This window comes from Leclercia sp. 29361 (assembly GCF_011290365.1).
Classification (GTDB): domain Bacteria; phylum Pseudomonadota; class Gammaproteobacteria; order Enterobacterales; family Enterobacteriaceae; genus Enterobacter; species Enterobacter tamurae.
The window spans coordinates 2,414,904-2,438,693 of the sequence record NZ_CP049786.1; the positions used below are offsets into that span (position 1 = coordinate 2,414,904).

21 protein-coding genes and 1 pseudogene are annotated in these 23,790 nt (G+C 59.8%); 6 read left to right on the forward strand and 16 right to left on the reverse strand.

Annotation, left to right across the window (positions count from 1 at the left end):
• Positions 1-31 precede the first annotated feature (31 nt).
• On the forward strand, positions 32-607 hold the full coding sequence (locus tag G7090_RS11510; protein WP_166182493.1) for a flavin reductase family protein: 576 nt from the start codon (positions 32-34) through the stop codon (positions 605-607).
• Here G7090_RS11510 and G7090_RS11515 read toward each other — a convergent pair.
• The 5 genes from G7090_RS11515 to G7090_RS11535 all read right to left on the reverse strand — a co-directional run bounded on the left by G7090_RS11515 (position 601) and on the right by G7090_RS11535 (position 7,308).
• Positions 601-1,218, reverse strand: coding sequence for a trypsin-like peptidase domain-containing protein (locus G7090_RS11515; protein WP_166182494.1), 618 nt, complete (start codon positions 1,216-1,218; stop codon positions 601-603). The two genes, G7090_RS11510 and G7090_RS11515, sit on opposite strands and share 7 nt — an antisense overlap.
• 15 nt (positions 1,219-1,233) lie before the next feature.
• Positions 1,234-3,336, reverse strand: a complete 2,103-nt coding sequence (gene fusA / locus G7090_RS11520; RefSeq protein WP_166182495.1) for an elongation factor G — start codon at positions 3,334-3,336, stop codon at positions 1,234-1,236.
• A gap of 298 nt (positions 3,337-3,634) precedes the next feature.
• A complete protein-coding gene (locus G7090_RS11525; protein WP_166182496.1) occupies positions 3,635-4,897 on the reverse strand; it encodes a glycerate kinase in 1,263 nt (420 codons plus the stop codon).
• 3 nt (positions 4,898-4,900) lie between these two features.
• Positions 4,901-5,968, reverse strand: coding sequence for a tartrate dehydrogenase (locus G7090_RS11530; RefSeq protein ID WP_166182497.1), 1,068 nt, complete (start codon positions 5,966-5,968; stop codon positions 4,901-4,903).
• Between the two features lie 32 nt (positions 5,969-6,000).
• Positions 6,001-7,308: an MFS transporter gene (locus G7090_RS11535; protein WP_166182498.1), complete on the reverse strand. Its 1,308-nt coding sequence runs from the start codon at positions 7,306-7,308 to the stop codon at positions 6,001-6,003.
• Positions 7,309-7,437: 129 nt separating this feature from the next.
• On the opposite strand from G7090_RS11535, the gene G7090_RS11540 reads away from it, so the two are divergent.
• On the forward strand, positions 7,438-8,334 hold the full coding sequence (locus G7090_RS11540; RefSeq protein WP_166182499.1) for a LysR family transcriptional regulator: 897 nt from the start codon (positions 7,438-7,440) through the stop codon (positions 8,332-8,334).
• Between the two features lie 62 nt (positions 8,335-8,396).
• On the opposite strand, the gene G7090_RS11545 is transcribed toward G7090_RS11540, so the two are convergent.
• On the reverse strand, positions 8,397-8,978 hold the full coding sequence (locus G7090_RS11545) for a TetR/AcrR family transcriptional regulator (RefSeq protein WP_166182500.1): 582 nt from the start codon (positions 8,976-8,978) through the stop codon (positions 8,397-8,399).
• A gap of 92 nt (positions 8,979-9,070) precedes the next feature.
• Between G7090_RS11545 and G7090_RS11550 the strand changes: the two genes are divergently transcribed.
• Positions 9,071-9,964 carry an ABC transporter six-transmembrane domain-containing protein gene (locus G7090_RS11550; protein WP_166182501.1) on the forward strand — a complete coding sequence of 298 codons (894 nt, stop codon included), beginning with the start codon at positions 9,071-9,073 and terminating at the stop codon, positions 9,962-9,964.
• 47 nt (positions 9,965-10,011) lie between these two features.
• Here G7090_RS11550 and pptA read toward each other — a convergent pair whose 3' ends face one another.
• The 10 genes and pseudogenes from pptA to G7090_RS11605 all read right to left on the reverse strand — a co-directional run bounded on the left by pptA (position 10,012) and on the right by G7090_RS11605 (position 19,080).
• On the reverse strand, positions 10,012-10,242 hold the full coding sequence (pptA, locus tag G7090_RS11555) for a tautomerase PptA (protein ID WP_039028695.1): 231 nt from the start codon (positions 10,240-10,242) through the stop codon (positions 10,012-10,014).
• Between the two features lie 32 nt (positions 10,243-10,274).
• Positions 10,275-10,895, reverse strand: coding sequence for a glutathione S-transferase family protein (locus G7090_RS11560; RefSeq protein WP_166182502.1), 621 nt, complete (start codon positions 10,893-10,895; stop codon positions 10,275-10,277).
• Between the two features lie 39 nt (positions 10,896-10,934).
• Complete coding sequence (locus G7090_RS11565) at positions 10,935-11,822, reverse strand: transporter substrate-binding domain-containing protein (protein ID WP_166182503.1); 888 nt, start codon at positions 11,820-11,822, stop codon at positions 10,935-10,937.
• A 9-nt stretch (positions 11,823-11,831) separates the two neighbouring features.
• Positions 11,832-12,605, reverse strand: a complete 774-nt coding sequence (locus G7090_RS11570; RefSeq protein ID WP_166182504.1) for an amino acid ABC transporter ATP-binding protein — start codon at positions 12,603-12,605, stop codon at positions 11,832-11,834.
• Complete coding sequence (locus G7090_RS11575) at positions 12,589-13,512, reverse strand: amino acid ABC transporter permease (RefSeq protein WP_106992935.1); 924 nt, start codon at positions 13,510-13,512, stop codon at positions 12,589-12,591. Before G7090_RS11575 ends, G7090_RS11570 begins: the two co-directional genes overlap by 17 nt.
• Before the next feature lie 9 nt (positions 13,513-13,521).
• Positions 13,522-14,031, reverse strand: a complete 510-nt coding sequence (locus G7090_RS11580) for a GNAT family N-acetyltransferase (RefSeq protein WP_166182505.1) — start codon at positions 14,029-14,031, stop codon at positions 13,522-13,524.
• 9 nt (positions 14,032-14,040) lie between these two features.
• A pseudogene (locus G7090_RS23765) lies at positions 14,041-16,301 on the reverse strand (NtaA/DmoA family FMN-dependent monooxygenase).
• Between the two features lie 15 nt (positions 16,302-16,316).
• Entirely contained in the window at positions 16,317-17,438 is a 1,122-nt protein-coding gene (locus tag G7090_RS11595) for an amidohydrolase (protein WP_106992939.1), read from the reverse strand.
• Positions 17,435-18,430, reverse strand: coding sequence for an LLM class flavin-dependent oxidoreductase (locus tag G7090_RS11600; RefSeq protein ID WP_166182508.1), 996 nt, complete (start codon positions 18,428-18,430; stop codon positions 17,435-17,437). Before G7090_RS11600 ends, G7090_RS11595 begins: the two co-directional genes overlap by 4 nt.
• A gap of 110 nt (positions 18,431-18,540) precedes the next feature.
• The gene (locus G7090_RS11605) at positions 18,541-19,080 is read right to left on the reverse strand and encodes an adenylate kinase (RefSeq protein ID WP_166182509.1); all 540 of its coding nucleotides are present in this window, start codon (positions 19,078-19,080) and stop codon (positions 18,541-18,543) included.
• A 349-nt stretch (positions 19,081-19,429) separates the two neighbouring features.
• Between G7090_RS11605 and G7090_RS11610 the strand changes: the two genes are divergently transcribed.
• From G7090_RS11610 to G7090_RS11620, 3 genes are all read left to right on the forward strand, one after another.
• Entirely contained in the window at positions 19,430-20,965 is a 1,536-nt protein-coding gene (locus G7090_RS11610; protein ID WP_166182510.1) for a methyl-accepting chemotaxis protein, read from the forward strand.
• 74 nt (positions 20,966-21,039) lie between these two features.
• Positions 21,040-22,287, forward strand: coding sequence for an MASE1 domain-containing protein (locus G7090_RS11615; RefSeq protein ID WP_166182511.1), 1,248 nt, complete (start codon positions 21,040-21,042; stop codon positions 22,285-22,287).
• A 2-nt stretch (positions 22,288-22,289) separates the two neighbouring features.
• Positions 22,290-23,597: an HdeD family acid-resistance protein gene (locus G7090_RS11620; RefSeq protein WP_166182512.1), complete on the forward strand. Its 1,308-nt coding sequence runs from the start codon at positions 22,290-22,292 to the stop codon at positions 23,595-23,597.
• Positions 23,598-23,790: the final 193 nt, after the last annotated feature.

The following is a 23,790-nucleotide window of genomic DNA, read 5'->3' on the forward strand; positions in this document are numbered from 1 at the left end:
AATGCTCTGACGCTATTTATGAGGAAAATCGATGAGCCACTTCCGCCCCGTTGAGTTAATGCACGCCAGCCGCCTGTTGAATCACGGCCCGACCGTTTTGATCACCAGCCGCGACGAGACCATCGACCGCCGCAACGTGATGGCCGCCGCCTGGTCAATGCCGGTGGAGTTCGAGCCGCCACGGATCGCCATCGTGGTGGATAAAAGCGCCTGGTCGCGGGATCTGATCGAGCGCAGCGGCAGGTTCGGGATCGTCATTCCCGGCGTGGCGGCCACCAACTGGACGTATGCAGTGGGCAGCGTCAGCGGCCGGGATGAGGATAAGTTCAACTGCTACGGCATTCCGGCGTTCAACGGCCCGGTGCTGGGGCTACCGGTGATTGAGGAGAAGTGTCTGGCGTGGATGGAGTGCCGTCTGCTGCCTGCCACCTCGGCGGCGGAAAAGTATGACACCCTGTTTGGCGAGGTGGTCTCTGCCGCAGCGGATGAACGGGCATTCGTAAACGGGCGATGGCAGTTTGACGACGATAAGCGCAATACCCTGCACCATCTCGGCGCGGGAACCTTTGTGACCAGCGGGAAGCAGGTCAAAGCGCCGGGTCAGTAACTCTTATAGGGAATACGCAGCCGGTCCAGCAGGTTAGTAAAATCCTGTACCGCGACGAATGCCACCGCCCCTTTGCCGGGGATGACGTTGGTGATGATCCCCACCGTCTCCCCGGTCATGCTGTCCACCACTGGCCCGCCGGACATGCCGGATACCGCCCCCGCGCCGGTGATGATGCCGTAGTAACAGCCGTCACGTTTCACGAAGCCGTCGATTTTCCCCATGCTGGATTTGGGCAGGCTGTTGATGGCGCTGTAGCCGAACAGAGTCACGTTGCGCCCGACCCTGGCGTACGCCAGCTGATGCACGATCTTGCCGCGGTTGTTATCGCCAATCACCGCCACATCGCAAACAGGATGTTGCGCCCTCACCGGCTTGAGCAGCGGCACGGCGACATGGGCGGCGGTAAGGGAAAATTGGCTTGAGACCGGAAAGGTGGTGCCCTGCATCCCCGCCGCCAGCCAGTTCAGTGGCGCAGGCAGGCCGATAAAGACTAAATCCGCCTGCTTCGTGGCGGAAAAGTCAGTGCGGCTGGTGCCGGACATCACCACGCACCCCAGCAGTGTAAGGGGTGCCATGAGTGCGGCGAGAGCAAGATGCAGACGCTTCATGGTTCACCCCAGGATCTACTTTTTCGACCGCCCGGCGATGATCTCATCAGCCACGACACGCGGCGCCTCGGCGTAATGGTGGAACTCCATGCTGTAGGTGGCCCGTCCCTGAGACATGGAACGCAGCGTGGTGGCGTAACCGAACATCTCCGCCAGCGGCACGTCGGCGCGAATAATCTGGCTGCCGAACTGCTCCTCCATCCCCTGCACAAGCCCGCGTCGGGAGGAGAGATCCCCCATAATATTCCCGGCGTACTCTTCCGGGGTTTCAACCTCGACGTGCATCATCGGCTCGAGGATCACCGGATCGGCTTTGCGCGCCGCGTCCTTAAAGCCGAAGATCGCCGCCATGCGGAAGGCCATCTCCGAGGAGTCGACGTCATGATAGGAGCCAAAGGTCAGGGTCGCTTTGATATCGACCACCGGATAACCCGCCAGCACGCCGCTGTTCATCGCCTCCCGCAGTCCTTTTTCCACCGATGGAATGTACTCCCGCGGCACCACCCCGCCCTTGGTGGCATCGACAAAGGCAAAACCGCTGCCCGGCGCCTGCGGCTCGAGGCTCAGAACCACATGGCCGTACTGCCCTTTCCCGCCGGACTGGCGAACAAACTTACCTTCGATGTCGCTCACCCCTTTGCGGATAGTTTCCCGGTAGGTGACCTGCGGACGGCCGATATTGGCCTCGACACCGAACTCGCGCTTCATGCGGTCGACGATGATCTCCAGGTGTAGCTCCCCCATCCCGGAGATAATGGTCTGGCCGGACTCTTCATCGGTATGCAGATGGAAAGAGGGATCTTCCGCCGCCAGCCGGTGCAGGGCGATGCCCATTTTCTCCTGATCGGCTTTGGTTTTCGGCTCGATGGAGAGGGATATCACCGGGTCCGGGAACTCCATCCGCTCGAGGGTGATCACTGCCCCGGGGTCGGTCAGGGTGTCACCGGTAGTGACATCCTTCAGTCCGACGCAGGCGGCGATATCCCCGGTCCGCAGCTCCTCGACGTCGTGGCGATCGTTGGCATGCATCAGCACGATGCGCCCGATGCGCTCTTTCTTACCCTTCACCGGGTTAAACACCGCATCGCCTTTTTTCAGCACCCCGGAGTAGACGCGGATAAAGGTCAGTTGCCCGACGTAGGGGTCGGACATCAGCTTGAACGCCAGCGCTGAGAAGGGTTCGTCATCGCTGGGGTGACGTTCGGCGTGTTGCCCCTTTTCATCCACGCCGTCGATGGCGGGCACGTCGAGGGGGGATGGCATCAGCTCAATCACCGCATCCAGCATCCGTTGCACCCCTTTGTTTTTAAACGCGCTGCCGCAGAGCATCGGCTGGATCTCCCCGGCTACCGTGCGTTTGCGCAGGCCGCGGATAATTTCCGCTTCGTCGAGTTCGTTGGTTTCGAGGTATTTATCCATTAACTCGTCGCTGGCTTCCGCCGCCGCTGAGACCATTTTCTCCCGCCAGGTTTTGGCGGTGGCCTGCAGATCGTCCGGCACCGGGGCATAGCTGAAGGTCATCCCCTGAGTAGCGTCATCCCAGATGATGGCCCGCATGTGGATCAGATCCACCACCCCGGTGAAGTGCTCCTCGGCACCGATAGGGATCACAATCGGCACCGGGTGGGCTTTCAGCCGGTCGATCATCATCTGCACTACGTGGAAGAAGTCAGCCCCCGGACGGTCCATCTTGTTGACAAAGGCGATGCGCGGCACCCGGTACTTATTGGCCTGCCGCCAGACGGTTTCTGACTGTGGCTGCACCCCGCCGACGGAGTCATAGACCATCACCGCCCCGTCCAGCACCCGCATGGAGCGCTCCACCTCAATCGTGAAATCGACGTGCCCGGGGGTGTCGATGATGTTGATGTGGTGCGGCTCAAACCCGCGGTCCATCCCGGACCAGAAGCAGCTTACCGCCGCCGAGGTGATGGTAATCCCCCGCTCCTGCTCCTGCGCCATCCAGTCGGTGATCGCCGCGCCATCGTGGACCTCCCCCATCTTATGGCTCACCCCGGTATAAAACAGGATGCGCTCGGTGGTGGTGGTTTTACCGGCGTCGATATGCGCCGAGATACCGATGTTGCGATAACGCTCGAGAGGAATGGACCGGATCATGATGCATCCTTATTCAATGGACATGACAATCACGCGCTGGGGTAGCGCGTGCAGGTATGTAGATCAGTGTAGTGCCCTGTCAAAGGGGGGACGGGTGATTTACGGAGAGGGAACCAGGCCGCGCTGCAACGCCGGGTGAGGCACAAACGGTTCCCTCTCCCTTGAGGGAGAGGGTTAGGGTGAGGGGGAACAAGCCGCTCCGAAACAACAACGCCGGGTGGCGGCTACGCCTTACCCGGCCTACGGGATCGGTGTGGTAGGCCGGGCAAAGCGCAGCTGCCGCCCGGCATAACCCACGTCAGGTGATCACTATCACCCGAATATCATTCACATTGGTTAACGTCGGGCCGGTCACCACCAGATCGCCCGCTTCGGCAAAGTAGCTGTAACTGTCATGCCCGCGCAGCATCGCCTTCGCATCCAGCGAAGTACGACCCAGCGTATCCGGGGTGACAATCGCTCCCGCCGCATCTTCGGTGCCGTCAATCCCGTCGCTGTCTCCGGCGATGGCGTAAATCCCCGCCTCGCCCTTCAGGGCGCAGGCCAGCGCGAGCAAGAACTCGGTATTACGCCCGCCGCGTCCGGCACCTGCGTTCCCAATCGTGACCGTGGTTTCTCCGCCGCTGAGCAGCACCGCCGGGCCTTTGACCGGCAGGCCGTGCTGCTTCACCGATTTGGCGATCCCGGCCATCATAATCCCCAGTTGAGCGCTTTCGCCCTCCAGGGCATCCCCCAGAATCAACGGGGTGTAGCCCATCCGCTGCGCTACGGCTGCAGCGGCGGCCAGCGCACCGGAAGGAGTGGCGATCAGGCGGATATCGTCGTCTATCTCCTTAGCAGTCACCGGCGCGCGCGGCGTGTTCAGCACCCGCAACACCGGCTCCGGCAGCTCCAGGCCATAGCGGGCGATAATCTCCAGCGCCTCTTCCGCCGTGGAGCTGTCCGCCACCGTCGGGCCGGAGGCGATGCTCTGGGGATCGTCGCCGGGCACATCGCTGATAATCAGGGTGATCACCCGGGCGGGTCTGGCCGCCAGTGCCAGCCGTCCGCCTTTAATATCCGACAACTGCTTGCGGACGGTATTCATCTCGTGGATGGTCGCCCCGCTGTTCAACAGCGCTTTGTTCACCGCCTGCTTATCGGCCAGGGTGATCCCCTTGCGCGGCAGAGCCAGCAGCGATGAGCCGCCGCCGGAGATCAGCGCGATGACGCAGTCGTCGGCGGTAAGATTTTTGACCTGCTCCATCATCAGCATCGAGGCCACTTCGCTCATCGCATCCGAGACCGGGTGCGCCGCCTCGACGATGCGGATTTTTTGCGTCGGTGCCGCATGACCGTAGCGCGTGACCACCACGCCCTGCAGATCGACATCCGGCCAGGCGGCTTCCAGCGCGGCAGCCATGGCGGCGCTGGCTTTCCCTGCCCCGACCACGATGCAACGCCCACGCGGTTTCTCCGGCAGGGCTTTGAGCAGCGCTTCATGGGGGTCGGCACTTTTCACCGCCGCCATGAAGATCTCAGTAAGCGCCCCTCGCAGGGCGCTGTCGTCGTGTTGTGCCATAGGTCAGCCTTCTGCGATGGCGCGGATCACCGCCTGGGTAACCTCGCGGGTGTTGGCCGTGCCGCCCACGTCCGGGGTCATGATGCCCTCAGCACATACTTTTTCCACCGCGGCCATCAGGCGAATGGCGGCCTCGCCCTCGCCCAGATGCTCAAGCATCTGCGCCGCGGTCCAGAAGCTGGCGACCGGGTTGGCGATGCCTTTGCCGGTGATATCAAACGCCGAGCCGTGGATCGGTTCGAACATCGACGGGAAGCGGCGCTCGGGATCGATGTTGGCGGTCGGGGCCACCCCCAGACTGCCCGCCAGGGCACCGGCCAGATCGGAGAGGATATCGGCGTGCAGGTTGGTCGCCACGATGGTGTCCAGCGACTCCGGATGAAGGGTCATGCGCACGGTCATGGCATCCACCAGCATTTTGTCCCATGTGACGTCCGGGAACTCGCGCGCCACTTCGGCGGCGATCTCGTCCCACATCACCATCCCGTGACGCTGGGCGTTGGATTTAGTGACCACGGTTAGCAGCTTACGCGGACGGGTCTGCGCCAGACGGAAGGCGTAGCGCATGATGCGCGTCACCCCGGTGCGGGTGAAAATCGCAACCTCGGTGCCCACCTCTTCCGGCAGGCCGCGGTGCGCGCGACCGCCATGGCCGGAATATTCCCCCTCGGAGTTCTCACGCACAATCACCCAGTCGAGGGTGCCCGGCACCGCCTTACGCAGCGGAGACTGAATGCCCGGCAGGATTTTGGTCGGACGGACGTTGGCATACTGATCGAAGCCCTGACAGATAGGCAGGCGCAGCCCCCAGAGGGTGATGTGATCCGGTACGTCCGGAGCCCCCACCGCGCCAAAATAGATGGCGTCGAAGGCTTTCAGCTGCTCCAGCCCGTCTTCCGGCATCATCACTCCGTGGGTTTTGTAGTAATCCGAGCCCCACTCGAAGGTATGCACCGAGAAACGCATATCGCCCTGACGCTGGGCCAGCGCGTGTAACACTTCCACACCCGCGGTGATCACTTCCGGGCCGATACCGTCTGCGGGGATAGCTGCAATGGCGTAATCTTTCATCTGTTATTCCTTAAATTAATGTTTTGACTGAATTAATGTTTTGACTGAATTAATGTGTCGTTGGCCTGCGCCTTGCGGCTGGACGCCGAGAGCCACAGCACCACGAGTGAAGAGAGGATCAGCAGCCCGGCGACAAACCACAGCCCCCAGGTGTAACTCCCGGTCTGTTGCTTAATCAGACCAATCATGAACGGACCAACAAAGCCGCCCAGATTGCCGAGTGAGTTGATGGTGGCGATACCCGCCGCGGCCGCCGACCCGGACAGGAACAGGGTCGGCATGCTCCACAGCGGTGGTTTAGAGGCGCTGATGCCGCAGTTAACGATGGTCAGCGCGAGGATCACCCCGACGATGCTCGCCGTACTGCCCGCCATAAACAGCCCGGCCGCCGCGACGATACAGGCCGCAATTACGTGCCACGAGCGTTCGCCGGTTTTGTCCGAATGACGCGCCCAGAGCACCATCGCCGCCACCGCCATCACCGCCGGGATCGCATTCAGCAGGCCGACGGTCATCGAGGAGACGCCGAGGGTTTTGATGATCTGCGGCGACCAGATGCCGAGGGTATAGAGCCCGGCGGAGGTGCCGAAGTAGACCAGCGACAGGGCCAGAACGCGTTTATCCAGCAGCCCTTTCCAGACGCTGTGCTGCGCCGTGCCCTGTTTAGCGGCCTGCTCACGTTGCAGGGTGGAAATCAGCCAGCCGCGCTCCTCTTCGCTGAGCCATTTCGCCTTTTCCGGGCGATCGGTGAGCCAGAACAGCACCACCACGCCGAGGATCACCGCCGGTACCGCTTCGAGGACAAACATCCACTGCCAGCCGGCAAAGCCCATCAGGCCGTGCATCTCCAGCAGTGCGGCGGAGATCGGCGAGCCAAGCGCGGTAGAGATTGGCGCTGCAGCCATAAAGATTGCTGTCACCTGGGCGCGCTTTTGCGCCGGGAACCAGTAGCTTAAGTAGAGGATGATCCCCGGGAAGAAGCCTGCTTCCGCCACCCCGAGCAGGAAACGCAGGGTGTAGAAACTGGTGGTGCCCTGGACAAAGGCCATCCCACCGGAGACCAGCCCCCAGGTGATCATCACCCGGGCAATCCAGATGCGGGCCCCGACCTTGTGCAGGATCAGGTTGGACGGGACTTCAAACAGGAAGTAGCCGAGGAAGAAAATCCCGGCGCCAAAGCCGAAGACCGCCGGGGAGAAGCCGAGATCGGCGTTCATGGTCAGCGCCGCGAAGCCGATGTTGACGCGGTCGAGGAAGGCGATGAAGTACAACAGCATGATGAAGGGGACGATGCGCAAGGTGATCTTGCGCATTACCCGTTGTTCGATTGTGCAGGTCATGTGAGGTGTTCCTCATAATTATTTTGTAGGGTACGCAGTCGGGCTGCCTTGATGAGTATGCTGATATTTCTTGCATGATCATGCGCATCGGTTTATACAAAAAAATGCAATAATCGCGAGCGAGCCAAAATGGAACTAAAACACCTGCGCTGTTTCCTGGCGGTAGCCGAAACCCTGCATTTCGGTCAGGCGGCCCAAAAACTGGATATGCTGCCCTCTGCCCTGGGAAGGAATATTCGCCTTTTAGAAGAGACACTTGGCACCCGGCTGTTTACCCGTTCGACCCGCCGGGTGGCGCTCACCGAGAACGGGGTATTGCTGCGGGAAGAGGCACGTAAACTGCTCGCTCATGCCGACGCGATTATGTTGCAATTTCGTCAAAATCCTCGCCGTTCACAGCCGCTGTTGCGCGTCGGCACCATCGACAGCGCGGCCATCGGATTGCTGCCGGGATTGCTACAATTGTTCCGCCAGCACTACCCGACGGTGGAGATCCAGCTCTTTGAGGATAAGACCGTCCATCTGCTGCCGAAACTGAAAAGCGGCAGGCTGGATCTGGTGTTTATTCGCCCTCCCGCGCAGCTCGACGCTCAGTTTGGCCGGGCGTTTCTCTGCAATGAGCCGGGGATTCTGGCTCTGCCTGCCAGCCACCCGTTTGCCGACCGGGAAACCGTCGATATTGCCGAGCTGGAAGGCATGCCGATGATCCTGCCGGAGCGGCGTTCCCGCCCGCACAGCCATGATTTGACCATGAATCTGTTTCATACCGCCGGGATTGAGGTGACAGTGTCACAGATGGCGGACGAGAAGCAGACCATCATCAACCTGGTGGCGGCGGGGATTGGGCTGGCGATTGTCCCGGCCTGGAGCAGCCGCTATCTGATGCCGGGAGTGAAATTTGTGAAGCTGAACGGTGCGGAAAAGATGGGGATGCCGCTCGAGGCGGTGTGGATGGCCGGCGCGCAGGATGAGATTCGGGATAATATGCTGGCGATGCTGGAGGCGCATCCGGAGCTGTATGTTTAGTGGTGTGCGGTCAGCAATGCCGGGTGGCGGCTGCGCCTTACCCGGCCTACGAGAGCACGGACCTACGCCTTATAAATAAATCGTTGGATAAAATCGGCGATATCGGCTTCAACCATGGCGCACTTTTCTGCCGAAGGCCTGACCCCGAGAAACTCGTCATAACCATTCAACAGTGAAATCAGCTGTCGCGTGGTGCGGCTGACGTCACACTCGCGAAAGCTCCCATTCGCTACGCCCTCCTCAATAATGCCGCGGACGATTTCGTTCCATGCTTGCGTGATGGATTCCACAAATTCAGCGTAAACGTCATTATGCAGCGCTAACTGCCACGTTGACCCATACAGCTGCCAGGCGGCATCCGGCTCAAAGGGTAAAAAATCGATCACCAGGCGCTCCATTTTTTGCGTGGAGGGTAACGACGCCACCTCACGGGTAAATGTCTCCAGTTCGTCGCGCATAAAACGATCCAGCGCGGCAATACACAGGGCCTGCCAGTTGCTGAAGTAATGGTAAATATGGCTGCGAGAGATCCCTAACGACTCGGTCAACTCACGCGTGGTGACGTTAGCGATCCCCTTCTCCAGAAATAATGCGATCGCCCCGTCCAGAATCCTGGCTTTTACCGCCTCTTTTGCTTCTTTCATCTACACGCCCACGTTGACTTTGAGCAAGTGCTCAAATAGACTCGCCCTACAAATTTGAGCAACCGCTCAAATTTATCTTAACAGAAAATTGTATGCTTACCTTAAAAAATGCGGCTCCTGCCGCAGTCTCAAATAGTGCGGTCAAAACGCTCAAACTGCTGGGCCAACGCCATAGCCGAAAACTCGTCCTGACCTTCTTACTGGTGGCAGCTGAAAACATCACCATGCTGCTTTATCCCCTGCTGGCTGGGTTTGCGATCAACGCCATCATCTCCGGCCAGGCGTTACATGCCGTGCTGTATGCGGTGATGGTGTTTGTGATGTGGGCGATCGGCGCGGCAAGACGCAGTATCGACACCCGCACCTTTGCGCGCATCTATGCCGAACTGGCGGTTCCGGTCATCCTTGCGCAACGTGAAGAGCAGCACAGCGCGTCGACGATTGCTGCCCGCGTGGCGCTGTCGCGTGAATTTGTCGATTTCTTCGAGAAACATCTGCCGGTGCTGGTGACCTCTGTCGCGTCCATCATCGGCGCTGCGGTGATGTTGCTCCTGCTGCAGTTCTGGACCGGCGTCGCCTGTCTGCTTATCCTGGTCTTCTTTGCCCTGTTTTTACCGGGATTTACCCGCAGGAACGAAGCGTTATTCCTGAGACTGAACGACCGGCTGGAAAAAGAGGTGGCGTTTGTGAACAACGCCTCCAGGACATCGCTCTCCAGGCACTACGATGTGCTGGCGCGACTCAGAGTTAAACTGTCAGATCGGGAAGCTTTTGGCTATTTAGCCATCGGCACGGTGACCGCCATTTTATTCGCCAGCACCATCCTGACCATGTCGTTCAAAGGCGGACTGGATGCCGGTCATATCTATTCGGTAATGACCTATATGTGGATGTTTGCAATGAGTCTGGATGACGGACCGCAGTTGCTGGAAAAATATTCTCAGCTGAAAGATATTGGCAAGCGGGTAAATACCAGTACGGTTTAATCAGTCTTTATTCCCTCACCGCAACGATGAGGGAATAACTTACGCTTTTACATCGAATAACCCGGCTTCTTAATCAGCTCATCCAGCTTCGGGCCAATTTCCGTATCCCAGACCTGCGCTTTCCAGTCGGCTTCCTGGACTTCGTTCAGGGCCACGGAAATAGAGCGATCTTTACTGTTCAGATGGCGTGTAATCACCTCGGCGATATCCGCCGCCAGGGCGGTTTTTTGCTCGTCGTTCAGATCGCGGGGAAAACATTTAATATCAACGTGTGGCATGGGCAGGGCTCCTTTTGAGTAATGGTTCCAGACTAGCAGAGTATGTCGTTGTCTTTTAGCACCTTGTGCAGTTTCGGGAGCTTACCCACGCTATCGGCAATGGCGGTGATCTTCGGCGTGTTGGCGGCAAACCAGTCCGGACGCGGTCCCCAGATGCGCATCACGCACAGATAGCAGTCGATAAGGGTGATCTGCTCGCCAAAGGCGTACGGCGTGGCTTTGAGGTGGTTATCCAGCCACAGGTAGAGCGATTTACGGTACTCCCGGCAGTTATGCTGCAACTGCTCCGGGGCATCCGGTGCCCAGCGTTCCGGGTAGTCGGCATAGGTGAAGGTGGGATAGACGTTAGCCACCAGCCAGATCAGCAGGCGTTGAAACTGCTGACGCTCGCTACTCCCGATCGGAGGGGCCAGATCGGGACGGCGATCGAGGATCATCAGGGCAATCGCCGCCGTTTCCGTCATGATCTCGCCATTTTCCAGCTCAAGCGTCGGGACCTGACACAGCGGGTTGAGTTTTTCCAGCAGCTCACGCGTTTCGCCAGGCTTATCGAACCCGTCGACGTTGATAAACTGATACGGAATGTCGGCGAGGGTCAGCATCACTTCGCTGATGGCTGAGCCCCAGCCGGGAACGCCATAGACTTTGATCATCGGCTATACCTCGGTCAAAGCCTTAAGTGTAGAGCAGCCTCAGTAGGTTATCCCGGGCGGGTTGACCTCCGACTGCGCCACCGCTTCGCCCTGCTCGCCCCAGCGGGCCAGCACCTTCTGGTAGTCACCCCGCTGGATGGCCCCGTCGAGCGCGGCCTGTAGGGCATATACCAGCTCGTTGCCTTTTTTGGTGGTGGTGGCGACATACGCCTTCTTCGGCCCTAAGCCCACCACCCGGGTTTTGCCGGTCAGGGCCTCTTTGTAGGCGGAAACCGACTGCGGGCCGAAGAACACATCCGCCCTGCCGGACTGAATATAGAGATTGCCGGAGGCGTCGTCGGTCAGGTAGACCGGCAGCGCAGGCTCGCGTCCGGCGGTTTTGTTCTCCTCGTTCCAGCCTAGCAGAATGCGCTCCTGGTTAGTGCCGGAGCCGACAATCACCTTTTTACCGGACAGATCGGCAGCGCTGTTGATCGACTGCACCTCGCTGGTGGATTTCACCGAGAAGGCCAGGTTATCGACGCGATAGGTGGCAAAATCAAACTTCTGTTTGCGTTGCTCGGTCACCGCAATGTTGACCAGCGCCACGTCGTAGCGCCCGGAGGTGATGCCCAGCGGCCAGTCCTCCCACGCTGTCGGCACCAGCTTGAGTTTTAAACCCAGGCTGCCCGCCAGCAGCCGGGCGATATCCGGATCGCTGCCGATGCGGGTGCGGTTATCGCTGGCCAGCAGCGCCAGCGGCGGCGAGTTGAGGGCCGAAATAGCGACGGTTAAGGTGCCCGGTTCGACAAACTTGTAGTTCGCGGGGATCTTCGCCACCGCCTGCTTATCCACCGTCACCGGCAGCGGCTGCTCGTTAGCCTGTAAATCAATCGCGGCGTGGCTCGCAGAGGCCACCAACAACAACGCCAGTAATCCCTTTTTCATCTTCTCTCCTTACAGCACTTTCGACAGGAACTGCCGCGTTCGCGCATGTGACGGACGGTTCAGCACCTCGTCGCTGCTCCCCTGTTCGACGATTTTGCCATCAACCATAAACACCACCTGGTCCGCCACTTCCCGGGCAAAGCCGATCTCATGGGTCACCACCACCAGGGTAGTGCCAGAGCGGGCCAGCTTTTTGATCACGTCCAGCACCTCGCCCACCAGCTCGGGATCCAGCGCCGACGTCGGTTCATCAAACAGCATCACCCGTGGGCGCAGGGCCAGAGCGCGGGCGATGGCGATGCGCTGCTGTTGTCCGCCGGAGAGATGCCGGGACCAGGCGTCGGCCTTATCGCGCAGCCCTACCACGTCCAGCAGATCGTAGGCCCGTTCAACCGCCGCTTTACGGCTCAGCTGCTTGTGGGCGATGGGCGCTTCGATCAGGTTCTCCAGCACCGTCAGGTGTGGGAACAGGTTGAAGTTCTGGAATACGTACCCGACGTTGATGCGCTGTTTGAGGATCGCTTTCTCCTTCAGCTCATACAGAGTGTTGCCCTCCCGGCGATAGCCGATGTAATCCCCGTCAATCTGAATAAAACCTTCGTCAACGCGTTCGAGGTGATTAATGGTGCGCAGCAGGGTCGATTTACCGGAGCCGGACGGGCCGAGGATCACCGTCACCGAGCCCGGCGGGATCTCCAGCGAGACGTTATCCAGCGCCTTGTGGCGACCAAAGAACTTGCTCACGCCGGTAATGGAAATATGTCCTTCAGGAGAGGCTTGCATGGACAGGCTCCTGTGTGGTTTGGGTGGTCACGGAACGGGTGCGGGTGGCGCGGGTGGTGTTCACCGCCGAGCGGCGCTCGCTGCGGGCCAGGGCACGTTCCACCAGATGCTGGATTGCGGAGAGCACAGTGGTGATCACCAGATACCAGACGGCACCCACCATCAGGAGCGGGATCACCTCCTGGGTGCGGTTGTAGATCATCTGGATGGTGTAGAACAGCTCCGGCATCGCGAGGACGTAAACCATCGCCGTGCCCTTGGCGAGGCTGATAATTTCGTTGAACCCGGCCGGCAGAATGGTGCGCAGCGCCTGAGGCAGGATGATGCGCAGGGTACGGCGCGAGGCCGGTAAACCCAGCGCGGCAGCGGCTTCATACTGGCCGTGATCGACCCCGAGGAAACCGCCGCGGATAATTTCTGCAGTATAGGCGCTCTGCACCAGCGTCAGCCCGACCACCGCGGTGGAGAACTGCCCCAGCACGTTGATGGTCTCAAAGCTGCCCCAGGTGATACCGGTGAACGGCACGCCGAGGGAGAGCGTGTCGTACAGATAGGAGAAGTTGTAGAGGATGATCAGGACCACAATCAGCGGCAGGGAGCGGAATAGCCAGATATAGCCCCAGGCGAGGCTACTCAGCAGCCACGAGGACGACAGCCGGGCCAGGGCTAACAGGCCGCCGATCACCACGCTGAGCGCGGTGCCGATCAGGGTCAGGAGTAACGTCTGCCCCACCCCTTCAAGGATCACCGGGTCGAAGAACCAGCGCGCGAACACGCTCCACTCCCAGCGGGGGTTAAAAGCCACCGACTGCACGACAACCGCCAGTACAAACAGCGCCACAATCGCCCCCACCGTGCGCAGCGGGTAGCGCGCCGGGACCACTTTGATGGTTTCAACGTTGTTCATGGTCGTTCCTCATGCCGATTTACTGAACGCTTCGCGTACCAGCGTTTTGGTGAAGCGCAGCCGCCCGTCGAACGGCGGCTGGCTGTACTCTTCCGGGTCGCGGTCGAGATCGAACTGCGCCGCGTAGCCCTGGCTCAGGTAGAGCCGCACCGCTTCCGGCTGACGGAAACCGGTGGTGAGGTAGATCTGGCTGTAACCGGCCAGCACCGCCCGGCGTTCAAGCTCCTGCACCACCCGGGCGGCAAGCCCCTGCTGGCGCAGGGATTTGTCGGTCCAGATCCGTTTGATCTCGGCGGTGTGATCATCGAAGGGTTTGTACGCCCCGGTGGCGATGATTTTCCCGTCGCGCTCCAGCACAATAAACAGCCCCTGCGGCGCCAGATACCACTCGGTCAGTTCGATCTCAGCATCTTTGGAGAAGTAGTCCCCGTAGCGCGCGGCGTATTCCCCGAACAGCCCCTCGATGATGGGCTGAAGTTCGGCATCCTCCGGCGAAACGTCACGAAAAAGGTCGCTCATAGGTTCTCCTTAGTCGCCAAGGCCAGCCGGATTCACTTCTGAGCTCGGGATGCGCTCCACGCCTTCACCCCAGCGGTTCAGCACCTTGTCGTAGTCGCCATTCTTGATCGCCCCATTGAGGGCGGTCTGCACCGGTTCGGCCAGACCACTGCCTTTCTTCAGGGTCACGGCGATGTGCGCCGCTTTCGGCCAGCCACCGTCAACGCTGCCCACCAGTTTGGTTTTGCCGGTGAGAGCCGCTTTCCACGCGCCAATCACGTTCGGGCCGAAGTAGGCGTCCGCACGACCGGACTGCAGCGCCAGCGTCTGGGCAGCATCATCCTTGGTGTAGATCGGGGTGAACGGCTTCAGCCCCTTCTTCTGGTTTTCTGCATCCCACGCCAGCAGGATCGCCTCCTGGTTGGTGCCGGAGCCGACAATAATCCGCAGACCGGCGATATCTTCCGCCTTCTCAAGTTTCTTAATCGGGCTGGTGGATTTCACGTAGAAGCCCAGGGAATCTTTCCGGTAGGTGGCGAAATCGAACTTCTGTTTGCGCTCTTTGGTGACGGTGATGTTGCTGATCGCCGCATCGTATTTCCCGGAGGCGACGCCCAGCGGCCAGTCTTCCCAGGAGGTGGGCACCACGTTCAGCTCCAGCCCGAGGCTGTCGGCCACCAGACGGGCGATATCGGCCTCGCTGCCGATCAGGGTTTTGTTGTCATCGGCAAACACCGTCAGCGGCGGCTGGCTCTGCGCAGAAATCGCCACGGTGAATTTCCCCGGTACCACCGGCTTAAAGCTCGCGGGAAGCTGGGCGATGGCCTGCGGGTTTTTCGCGGTATTGATCGGCGTTTTGTTGGCTTCGAGGCTGACCCCGGTGCCGTTAATATTGACGTTCTCTGCCCAGACGGCAGGGGTAAAGGCCAGCGCGAGCGCCAGAATAAGCGATGATTTTTGCATGGCAGGTTCTCTTATTGTTGTGTGAACTGATTTGCTGGTTGGTCTAACCCCAGGCTCTCACGCAGGGTGGTGCCGGGATATTCGGTGCGGAACAGGCCGCGGGCCTGCAACAGCGGCACCACTTGATCCACAAAGCGCGGGAAGGTATCCGGGGTGCCGCCCTGGATGATAAAACCGTCCGCGGCATAGCCTTCAAACCACTGCTGTAAGCCGTCGGCCACCTGTTCCGGGGTACCGGAAAAACGCGGGCGCGGTGAGGCGGCTTCCAGTGCCACCTGACGCAGGGTTAAGTTGCGTTCCCGGGCGTTACGCTTGATCTCATCGGTGGTGCTGCGAAAGCTGTTTTTTCCCAGGTCGCCAATGTCCGGGAAGGCTTCATCCAGCGGATACTGGCTGAAATCGTGGTGCTCAAAATAGCGACCGAGATAGTTCAGGGCATCGTTGATGGAGACCAGCGCGGCAGTGGTCTGGTACTGCGCCTCCACGTCGTCGGCGTCTTTTCCGACGATCACGCTCACCCCCTGGAAGATGTGCAGCTCGTCCTCGCTTCGACCATGCTGTTTCAGCTGGCTTTTGACGTCATGCCAGAAGGCCTGGGCTTCCTCGTAGGTTTCATGGTGGGTAAAGATGGCGTCAGCATGTTTCGCCGCCAGCTTTTTGCCATCGTCCGAGGCCCCGGCCTGGAAGACGATTGGCCTGCCCTGCGGCGTGCGGCCAATGTTCAGCGGCCCGGCCACCTTGAAGAAATCCCCGTGGTGATCGAGGGTGTGCAGCTTTTTAGGGTCGAAGAACTGCCCGGTCTCTTTGTTACGCACAAAGGCGTCGCCCTCCCAGGAGTCCCACAGCCCTTTCACCACGTCGAGATACTCATCGGCGATGCGGTAACGCAGGGCGTGCTCCGGGTGCTTGTCGCGGGAGAAATTCTTCGCTGACCCTTCCAGCGGCGAGGTCACCACGTTCCAGCCCGCCCGGCCGTTGCTCAGATGATCGAGGCTGGCGAACTGGCGCGCCACGGTGAACGGCTCGCTGTAGGAGGTGGACAACGTCCCCACCAGCCCCAACCGTGATGTGACGGTCGCCAGCGCCGACAGCACGGTCAGGGGCTCAAAACGGTTGAGAAAATGCGGGATCGACTTCTCGTTGATGTAGAGACCATCGGCAACAAAGATAAAGTCGAGCTTGCCCGCTTCAGCCTTCAGGGCCGTCTCTTTGACAAAGTTAAAATTGATGCTGGCATCGGCCGGGGCTGCCGGATGACGCCAGGCGGACATATTCCCCGAGGCGCCGTGCAAAATCGTGCCCAGGCGCAGCTGTCGTGGTGCGGACATATTCCCTCCTTACCCTTAAAGTTGATTCAGTGCTTTTTCCGCAAGTCGGGCGAAGTAACGCGCGGCGGGTTCGATTAAGGCTTCGTCCGGGTTAAAGGCCGGATGATGTAAGCCATACTGGCTGGCGCTGCCGATGCTGACGAAAGCCCCGGGGATCTGCTGCAGGTAGACGGCGAAATCCTCCCCGCCCATATGCAGTTCTGCATGCCGGGTTTCATAGCCGCTTTCGCTAGCCACCGAGGTGGCAAACTCGGCCCAGTTGGCGTCGTTAACCAGCGCGGTAGGCCCGGCATACCAGGTGATGTCGATCTGCGCGTTAAAGGCGGCAGCAAAGCCAGCAGCGATTTCGGCCACCCGGGCCTTCACGTTCTGCTGCACTTCGGTGCGATGGGTTCTGAGGGTGCCTTCCAGCTCGACGCTCTCCGGCAGCACGTTCCAGGTGTTGCCCCCGGTAATGCGGGTCACGCTCAGCACCACCGAATCGAGGGTATTGACGTTGCGGCTGGCGACGCTTTGCAGGGCAGTGACCAGCTGGCTGGCGAGCAGGATGGCGTCGTTGCCTTCATGCGGACGAGCGGCGTGCGCCCCTTTGCCGGTGATGCGGAACACGAAGCGGTCGACGTTAGCGTAGAACGGTCCGCCACGGGTGGCGAAACTGCCCACCGGCAGACCGGGTTCGTTATGCATGCCGAAGATGGCGCTGACGTCGCGCAGGGCCCCGGCGCGCACCAGGCTTTTGGCGCCGCCGAAATTCTCCTCTGCGGGCTGGAACAGGATCCGCACCCGGCCGTTCAGCGAGGCTTCCCGTTCTTTCAGCTTCAGGGCCGCGCCGAGGATCACGCTGGTGTGGATGTCGTGGCCGCAGGCGTGCATCACGCCGGGGCGCTGAGAGGTAAAGGCTACGCCGCTGCGCTCCTCAATCGGCAGGGCGTCGATATCGGCTCGCAGGGCGATCTGTTTATCACCCTTCCCCACCTCGGCGACCACGCCGGTGGCCAGATCGTAAGGCAGAACCTTAATACCGGCGTCGCCTAACCACTGACGCAGTCGGGCGGTGGTCTGGACTTCCTCCCCGGAGAGCTCCGGGTTCTGGTGCAGCTCGCGGCGCCAGGCGATCAGCTGTTGTTCGAGGCTCATACTGCCACCTCCCGCGGCTGTCGGGCCTGGGCCAGCAGGCGCAGGGACTGCACCCGGGCGGTGCCCTCCGCGACCGGCGTATCAATGATGAACTCGTCGATGCCCCACTGCTGATGCAGCGCCTCCAGCTGTGCGAGCACCGACTCGGCGGTACCTGCCAGCAGCGACTGGGCGCGACGGGCGATACGCAGCGGCTCGCTGCCTGCCTGACGGGCAAAGGCGTAAGCCTGCTCTTCGCTGGCCACGGTGACCCGCTGGCCGTTGGCCAGCTCAACGCCCCACACTTCCACTGATTTCGCCAACTCATCAGCCTGGGCCTGGGTTGGGGCAACAATGGCCTGCACCGCGACAATCACCTCCCGGGCGCTATGGGCGCGCCAGGTGACGATCGCCTCACGCAGCAGTTCCGGGTCGCCATTCAGATGGGCGGCAAAGACAAAGTCCCAGTCGAGGCTGGCGGCAAGACGCGCGCTCTCCGCGCTGGCCCCCAGCAGGAAGCCAGCCGCCGCCACCTGCGGTAACGGGGTGGCACGAACCGCCTCCTCCTGTGATGTTGGGTTGATCCAGCCATTCAGCTGCGCCAGCTGGGTGGCGAAGTCGCCCTTCTCCTGCTGGCTGAGGCCGAGCTGTAATGCCCGGGTCGAGAGCGGCAGGCCGCCCGGCGCTTTGCCGACGCCCAGATCCACACGACCAGGGGCGATAGCCGCCAGCAGGTTGAAGTTTTCTGCCACTTTGTAGGGGCTGTAGTGTTGCAGCATTACCCCACCGGAGCCGACGCGAATGCGTTTCGTCTGCCCGAGGATCCAGGCAATCAGCAGCTCGGGTGACGGGCTCGCCAGCTGTGGGGTGTTGTGGTGTTCGGCAATCCAGAAGCGGTGATAACCCAGGGTTTCGGCCTGCTGCGCCAGGCTCAGCGTGCGCGCCAGCGCATCGGCGGCCGTTTCGTTTTCTGCGACAGGACTTTTATCCAGAATGCTGATTCGCCAGGACATGTTGCAATCTCGTTTGACTAAACATGTCGCCATTATTAAGGGGCGATTTCACCGCTGAGAAACAATTAATTTACATTTGGTTTGCCGGATTTCAGATATAAGGCGTCAGATTACAGCGTTGCACGAAGCTCAGCGATCAGGGCATCGGCCTGTTGCCGGGAGGTGATGCGCACGAAGCGGATGTGGGCAAAAGCCGGATTCTGCATGTCGGCTTCATAGCGTGCGCGGTTGCTGCGCCAGGTCTTGATCGTCCACAGTAATATCGACTCGCGGCTAAAAAAGGTGCGGCGAAAGCTCTCCCGGTTGCCGGTGCCGGGCCACAGCTCCTGCTGAGTCCAGGCGCGTTTTACCGCCCGCGTCACCGCCTGACGCAGGGTGCGGGCCAGACCGTAATCAACCCACACCACCAGATCGACGTGGCGCCATTTTATCGGACGGGTGCGGTTGTAGTTGCCGTCCAGCACCCAGCCAGGCGTGGCGCTGAGCGCCGCCTCCAGCCTGGCGAACATGACGTCGTCCGGGGTGCCCTGCCAGTCGGGACGCCAGTACAGGGTATCCATTTCGATACAGGGTAGCGCCAGTTCGGCGGCGATCCGGCGGGCAAGCGTGCTCTTGCCGCTGCCGCTGGTACCAACCAGATTGATTTTCATCACATTTCCTGATGAGTTGGGGAAAACGGGCTAACAATGATAATGTTTTATCATTGTTAATGAAACACGATTTCGGCGGTATGGTTTAGGCCACGGATTCATTATTTTCTTAATATTTACCTTAAGGCGGTTTATTTCCCGCCTGCTTTACTTTCTGCATCCCGCTGATTGCATTTTTATGACCTGGATACTCATTAATACGAAAAAATAGTTAATTGCGGCGCTTTCTAATTCATTACTTTTTGTGGAGAATACGCCAGCCGTAATATTACAGAATAAATATACAATCTTGCCTGACTCTTTTATCGGGCGGCTACTCTTTTACACAGACATCACCATGGAGTTATTCATGAGGCGTAACAATCACGTTACACAAAACGAGTATTTGCTTAACGAAGGGTCGACCTTAATGTCGACCACCGATACCCTGAGTCATATTACGTATGCGAACTCGGCCTTTATTGATGCCAGTGGTTATAAAGAAGAACATCTTATTGGTGAACCGCATAATGTGATCCGCCATCCGGATATGCCTCCGGAGGCGTTTGGCGATATGTGGTTTACCCTCCAGCAGGGCGAGAGCTGGACCGGGCTGGTAAAGAACCGCCGCCACAACGGGGATCACTACTGGGTGCGGGCCAACGTTACACCGGTCTACCAGAATGACACTTTGACCGGTTATATTTCGGTGCGGAATATTCCTGAGCGTCGTGAGGTCGATGCCAGTGAAGCGCTTTATCAGCGGGTACGAAATAACGAATTAAAAAGCCATCGCTTTTATAAAGGTGTGCTGGTGCGTCGGGGTATATTCTCCTTTCTCTCTATTTTCAAACGACTCAGCACTGCAAAACGGGTTAATTACTCCCTTGGTATTACCGCCCTGGTTGCCCTCGCCCTTCCTTTATTACTTCCTGATGAAATAATGCAGTCCGGTAGTCTGGCGGTGCTGTTTATTTTGCTGGCGATATTTCTTAATGCCCAGATCTGCCGCCCGGTGAAAACCATTGTTAAACAGATGCAGCGCGTCGTCTCGGGCCGCAAGACCGACTATTACCACTTCGATCGCGTCGATGAGATTGGCCTGATGATGCGGCTGGTCAATCAGTCCGGATTAAACCTGAATTCACTGGTGGATGATGTCGGGACGCAAATCAGCGGCATCCGCGCCATCAGTCAGCAGGTCGCTAAAGAAGGCGACGCTCTGCAGGCCCGCTCGGAGGAGACCTCGGGAGATCTGCAGCAGACCGCCGCGGCGGTGGAAGAGATTGCCAGCGCGGTTCAACAGACGGCCCAGACGGCGGAGGACGCAATCCGCATGGCCGACCAGACCAGCGCCAGCGCTTACAGCGGCGAAGCGGTGATGAAGCAGACCATCGGCGTGATGCAGTCGGTGTCGCGGGATAACGGCCAGATAGTCGATATCATCGCGGTGATCGACCGTATCGCTTTCCAGACCAATATCCTGGCGCTGAATGCCGCGGTGGAAGCCGCCCGCGCCGGGGAAGCAGGCCGCGGTTTTGCGGTGGTGGCCGCCGAAGTGCGTAATCTGGCCCAGCACTCAGCGTCGGCGGCGAAGGAGATCGCATCGCTTATCGAGAAGAACGTCGCCAGCGTCAATGCCGGGGTCAATATGGTCGAGCAAACTGAAACCCAGCTAACCACCATGATCGGCAACGTGCTGAACATGTCGGCGTTGATTAAAGAGATCGGCCACGCCACTCAGGAGCAGACCCAGGCGCTGACCCTGATTAATGAGTCCATTTCCCGTATCGGAGTGATGACCCATAACAACACCGGGATGGTGGAGCACGTCACCCAGGCGGCCAACCATCTTACCCAGCGCACCACCCGCCTGCAGCAGGCGATTGCGGTGTTTAACGGCTGACGCCGCGGCAAAATGGCTAACCCGGCGAAAAGGTCATATCTTTTTTAAAGCGACGGTCGCTGCCGGGAGCCTGGATGAAAGCAGATAAACTGACGTTTGCGGTCTCGTTACTCGCCTGGGGGGCGCTCTACTATCTGCTGGGCTGGATCTCCTTATTCCTCGACGGCCCGGAGAGTCGGGTGGCTTTTATCTGGCTGCCCTCGGGCGTGGCTGTCGCCGCCTTTTTGATCGCTACGCGAAAGCAGTGGCTCGCGCTGTGGTTTACCCTGTTCCTCGCTCGCCTGGCGCTGGGGCTGACCTTTCATCATACGTTTCACGTCTCGCTGGTGGTGGCCCTGTTTTCGCTTACCAGCCAGATGGGGATTGCCTGGTGCGTGCGCTACTTTTCCCGGGGCTACGACCAGTTGCACAAAATCGTTACCTGGGTGATCTCGACGATTGTCATCAGCGCCCTGGCGGCGCTGGCGGGGGTCGGTTGGCTCTCCCTGCTGGCCGGGAGCGTGCAGATGCAGTGGCTGTGGATCGCCTGGAGCGCCAACGTCACCGGCACGCTGTTTGTTACTCCGCCGCTGATGGGTCTGCTGGCCCCGGCTGATAAAGAGGCGCGGCGTGAGTCGCTGGCGGGTGTCTGTTTAGTTTTCGCCGTCTTGCTGGCGACCCTGTATATCTTCAGCGACGTGCCCGATCCCAGCGACAATGTCGCCGTGATTTACGCCCTGGCCTGCCTGCCGTTGGTTCTGCTGACTGCCGCCACCGTTATCTGCGGGAATCGGCTGGCGTCGCTGGCGTTTATCCTGTTTAGCGCCGGGGTGATCTATGCCTCCTGGCGGGAAACCGGCCCCTTTTATTTTGCCCGTCTGACGCCGGAAGAGTCGGTCCTACTGGCGCAATCTTATCTTTCTGCCGCCGCCCTGCTGCTGGTGTTTATCCGCGCTCAGAAAATGCACGGCACGGCCGATCGTCATTCCCGGGCGATGGCCTACTCCCTCGATCCCGAAACGGGCCGGATGAGCTGGGATCCCCATGCGGACCCAACTCTCGCCGCCGCGTTAGCCCCGGTCACCCACCGGGAAGCGCTGCTGGCCCTTGTGCCCGATCCGCAACAGCAGGCCCGGATGGCCGCCCGCTGGCAGGCGGTGGCGAACAACCAGCCCGTTGCAGAGACGTTTCGTTTTACGCTGGCGATTGCAGGCCACCCGCCCATCATCTTAACAGAGCGAAATATGCTGATGATGAGCGATAAGGATCGCCCGGTGATTGTCGCATTCTGGTCTGAGGACCAGGGAAGCCTGTTTCAGCCCGCACCGCAGGAGGAGGGATAACCATGCTGCAGATCGCCTTTTTACTCGCCGGGGCGGCGTTTGTCCGCAAAGCGGCCCCCTTCTTTATGGTGGCAGGCATGCTCTGGGGCGGGCTGGGGCTAGCCATTTTTATTGATGGCCTGCAGGGCGGATTGCATTTCCCGCTACACGTCTTTGGCCTGTTTCTGCTGCTCGACAGCCTGGTGTCGCTGACACTGGGCTCGGCGGCCAAAGGGACTCAGCGCGGCATTTTTTACTTCAAGGGCGGCGTGTTCCTGCTAATCGCCATTCTGATCCTGTCAGGTCGCCACGATGGCACCCTGGTGCTGGCAATCGTCTTCGGGATTGCATACTTCATCACCGGCCTGTTTACCATCGCCTCTGCGGTGGTGGTGCGCTTTACCCACTGGCGTCGGGCCCTGCTGTCCGGGGTGTTACAGATCCTGTTTGCCATTTTCCTGTTCCTGCCCTTTCCGACCGAACATGACGGCACCGTCTCACAGTTTATCGGCATGGTGATGCTCACCGGCGGGCTGCAATCGGTGATCCTCTCCCTGCGGATGCGCCAGATCCGCCAGGGTCGCTCGGTGTTCGATATTCTCGCCCCGCAGACGCTGATGACCGCCCGGCGTGAGACGCTGCCCCAGGCGGTAGCGAACACCCCGGGCCATCAGCTGATCGTCCACGTCTGGACCCCGGAAGGTTCGGCTAAACAGCAAACCCTGCCGCGCCCGGTGATCAACCGCTATATCGCCGCTGTCGACGCCAACGGGGTGATCTCAACCGGCCATGCGGCGCTTGAGGTTCCTCCTGCCCTCTATATCAGTCTCTATCCGGCGGCGGAGATCGACCGTTCGCCTTCGGAGTTTTTCAACCTTCTGAAAGCGGTAGAAGCGAATACGGTGGCGGGCAAGTATCAACCGGATTACCGCTTTGAAGCCAATATGTGGTGCGAGTCTGACCGCAAAATCCACTTCTCCACCTTCAATGTGGCATCGTTAACCCATTTCTGGACCCAGTACCGACAAACCGAAACCTACAATCTGACCCGGCGCAACTGTTCCAGCAGCGTGGCGTATGCCCTCGAAGCGGCCCTCGACGGGGCCTTAAAAGAGCGCTGCTCCCGGGGCGGTTTTGTGCGACTGCTGTTTATTCCGGAGCTGTGGATCGCCGCGCAACTGCGCAAGCGCGCCACTAATATGGCCTGGACACCCGGGCTGGTGCTGGACTATACCCGGGCGCTGCATGCGGTGGTTCACCCCACGGACGTGTCGCTTCTGCACCTGATTAAAAAGAGATGGTTTACGGCTGCGGATACGGGTCGTCAGTAACTTTTTCCAGCCAATCTCCAGCGCCTGATATTTACGTCGACACACATCACTTTCGCCCCGTTATTTTTTGCGTCGATTATTAATTGCAGGTAGGATGCTTCGCCATGTTTTGCCTTATCCATACGCAGAATGACTGGAAAGGCAGCACATTTCCGTGCAAGAGCAATCGTTTGTATTGCGACTGCCGGGTACG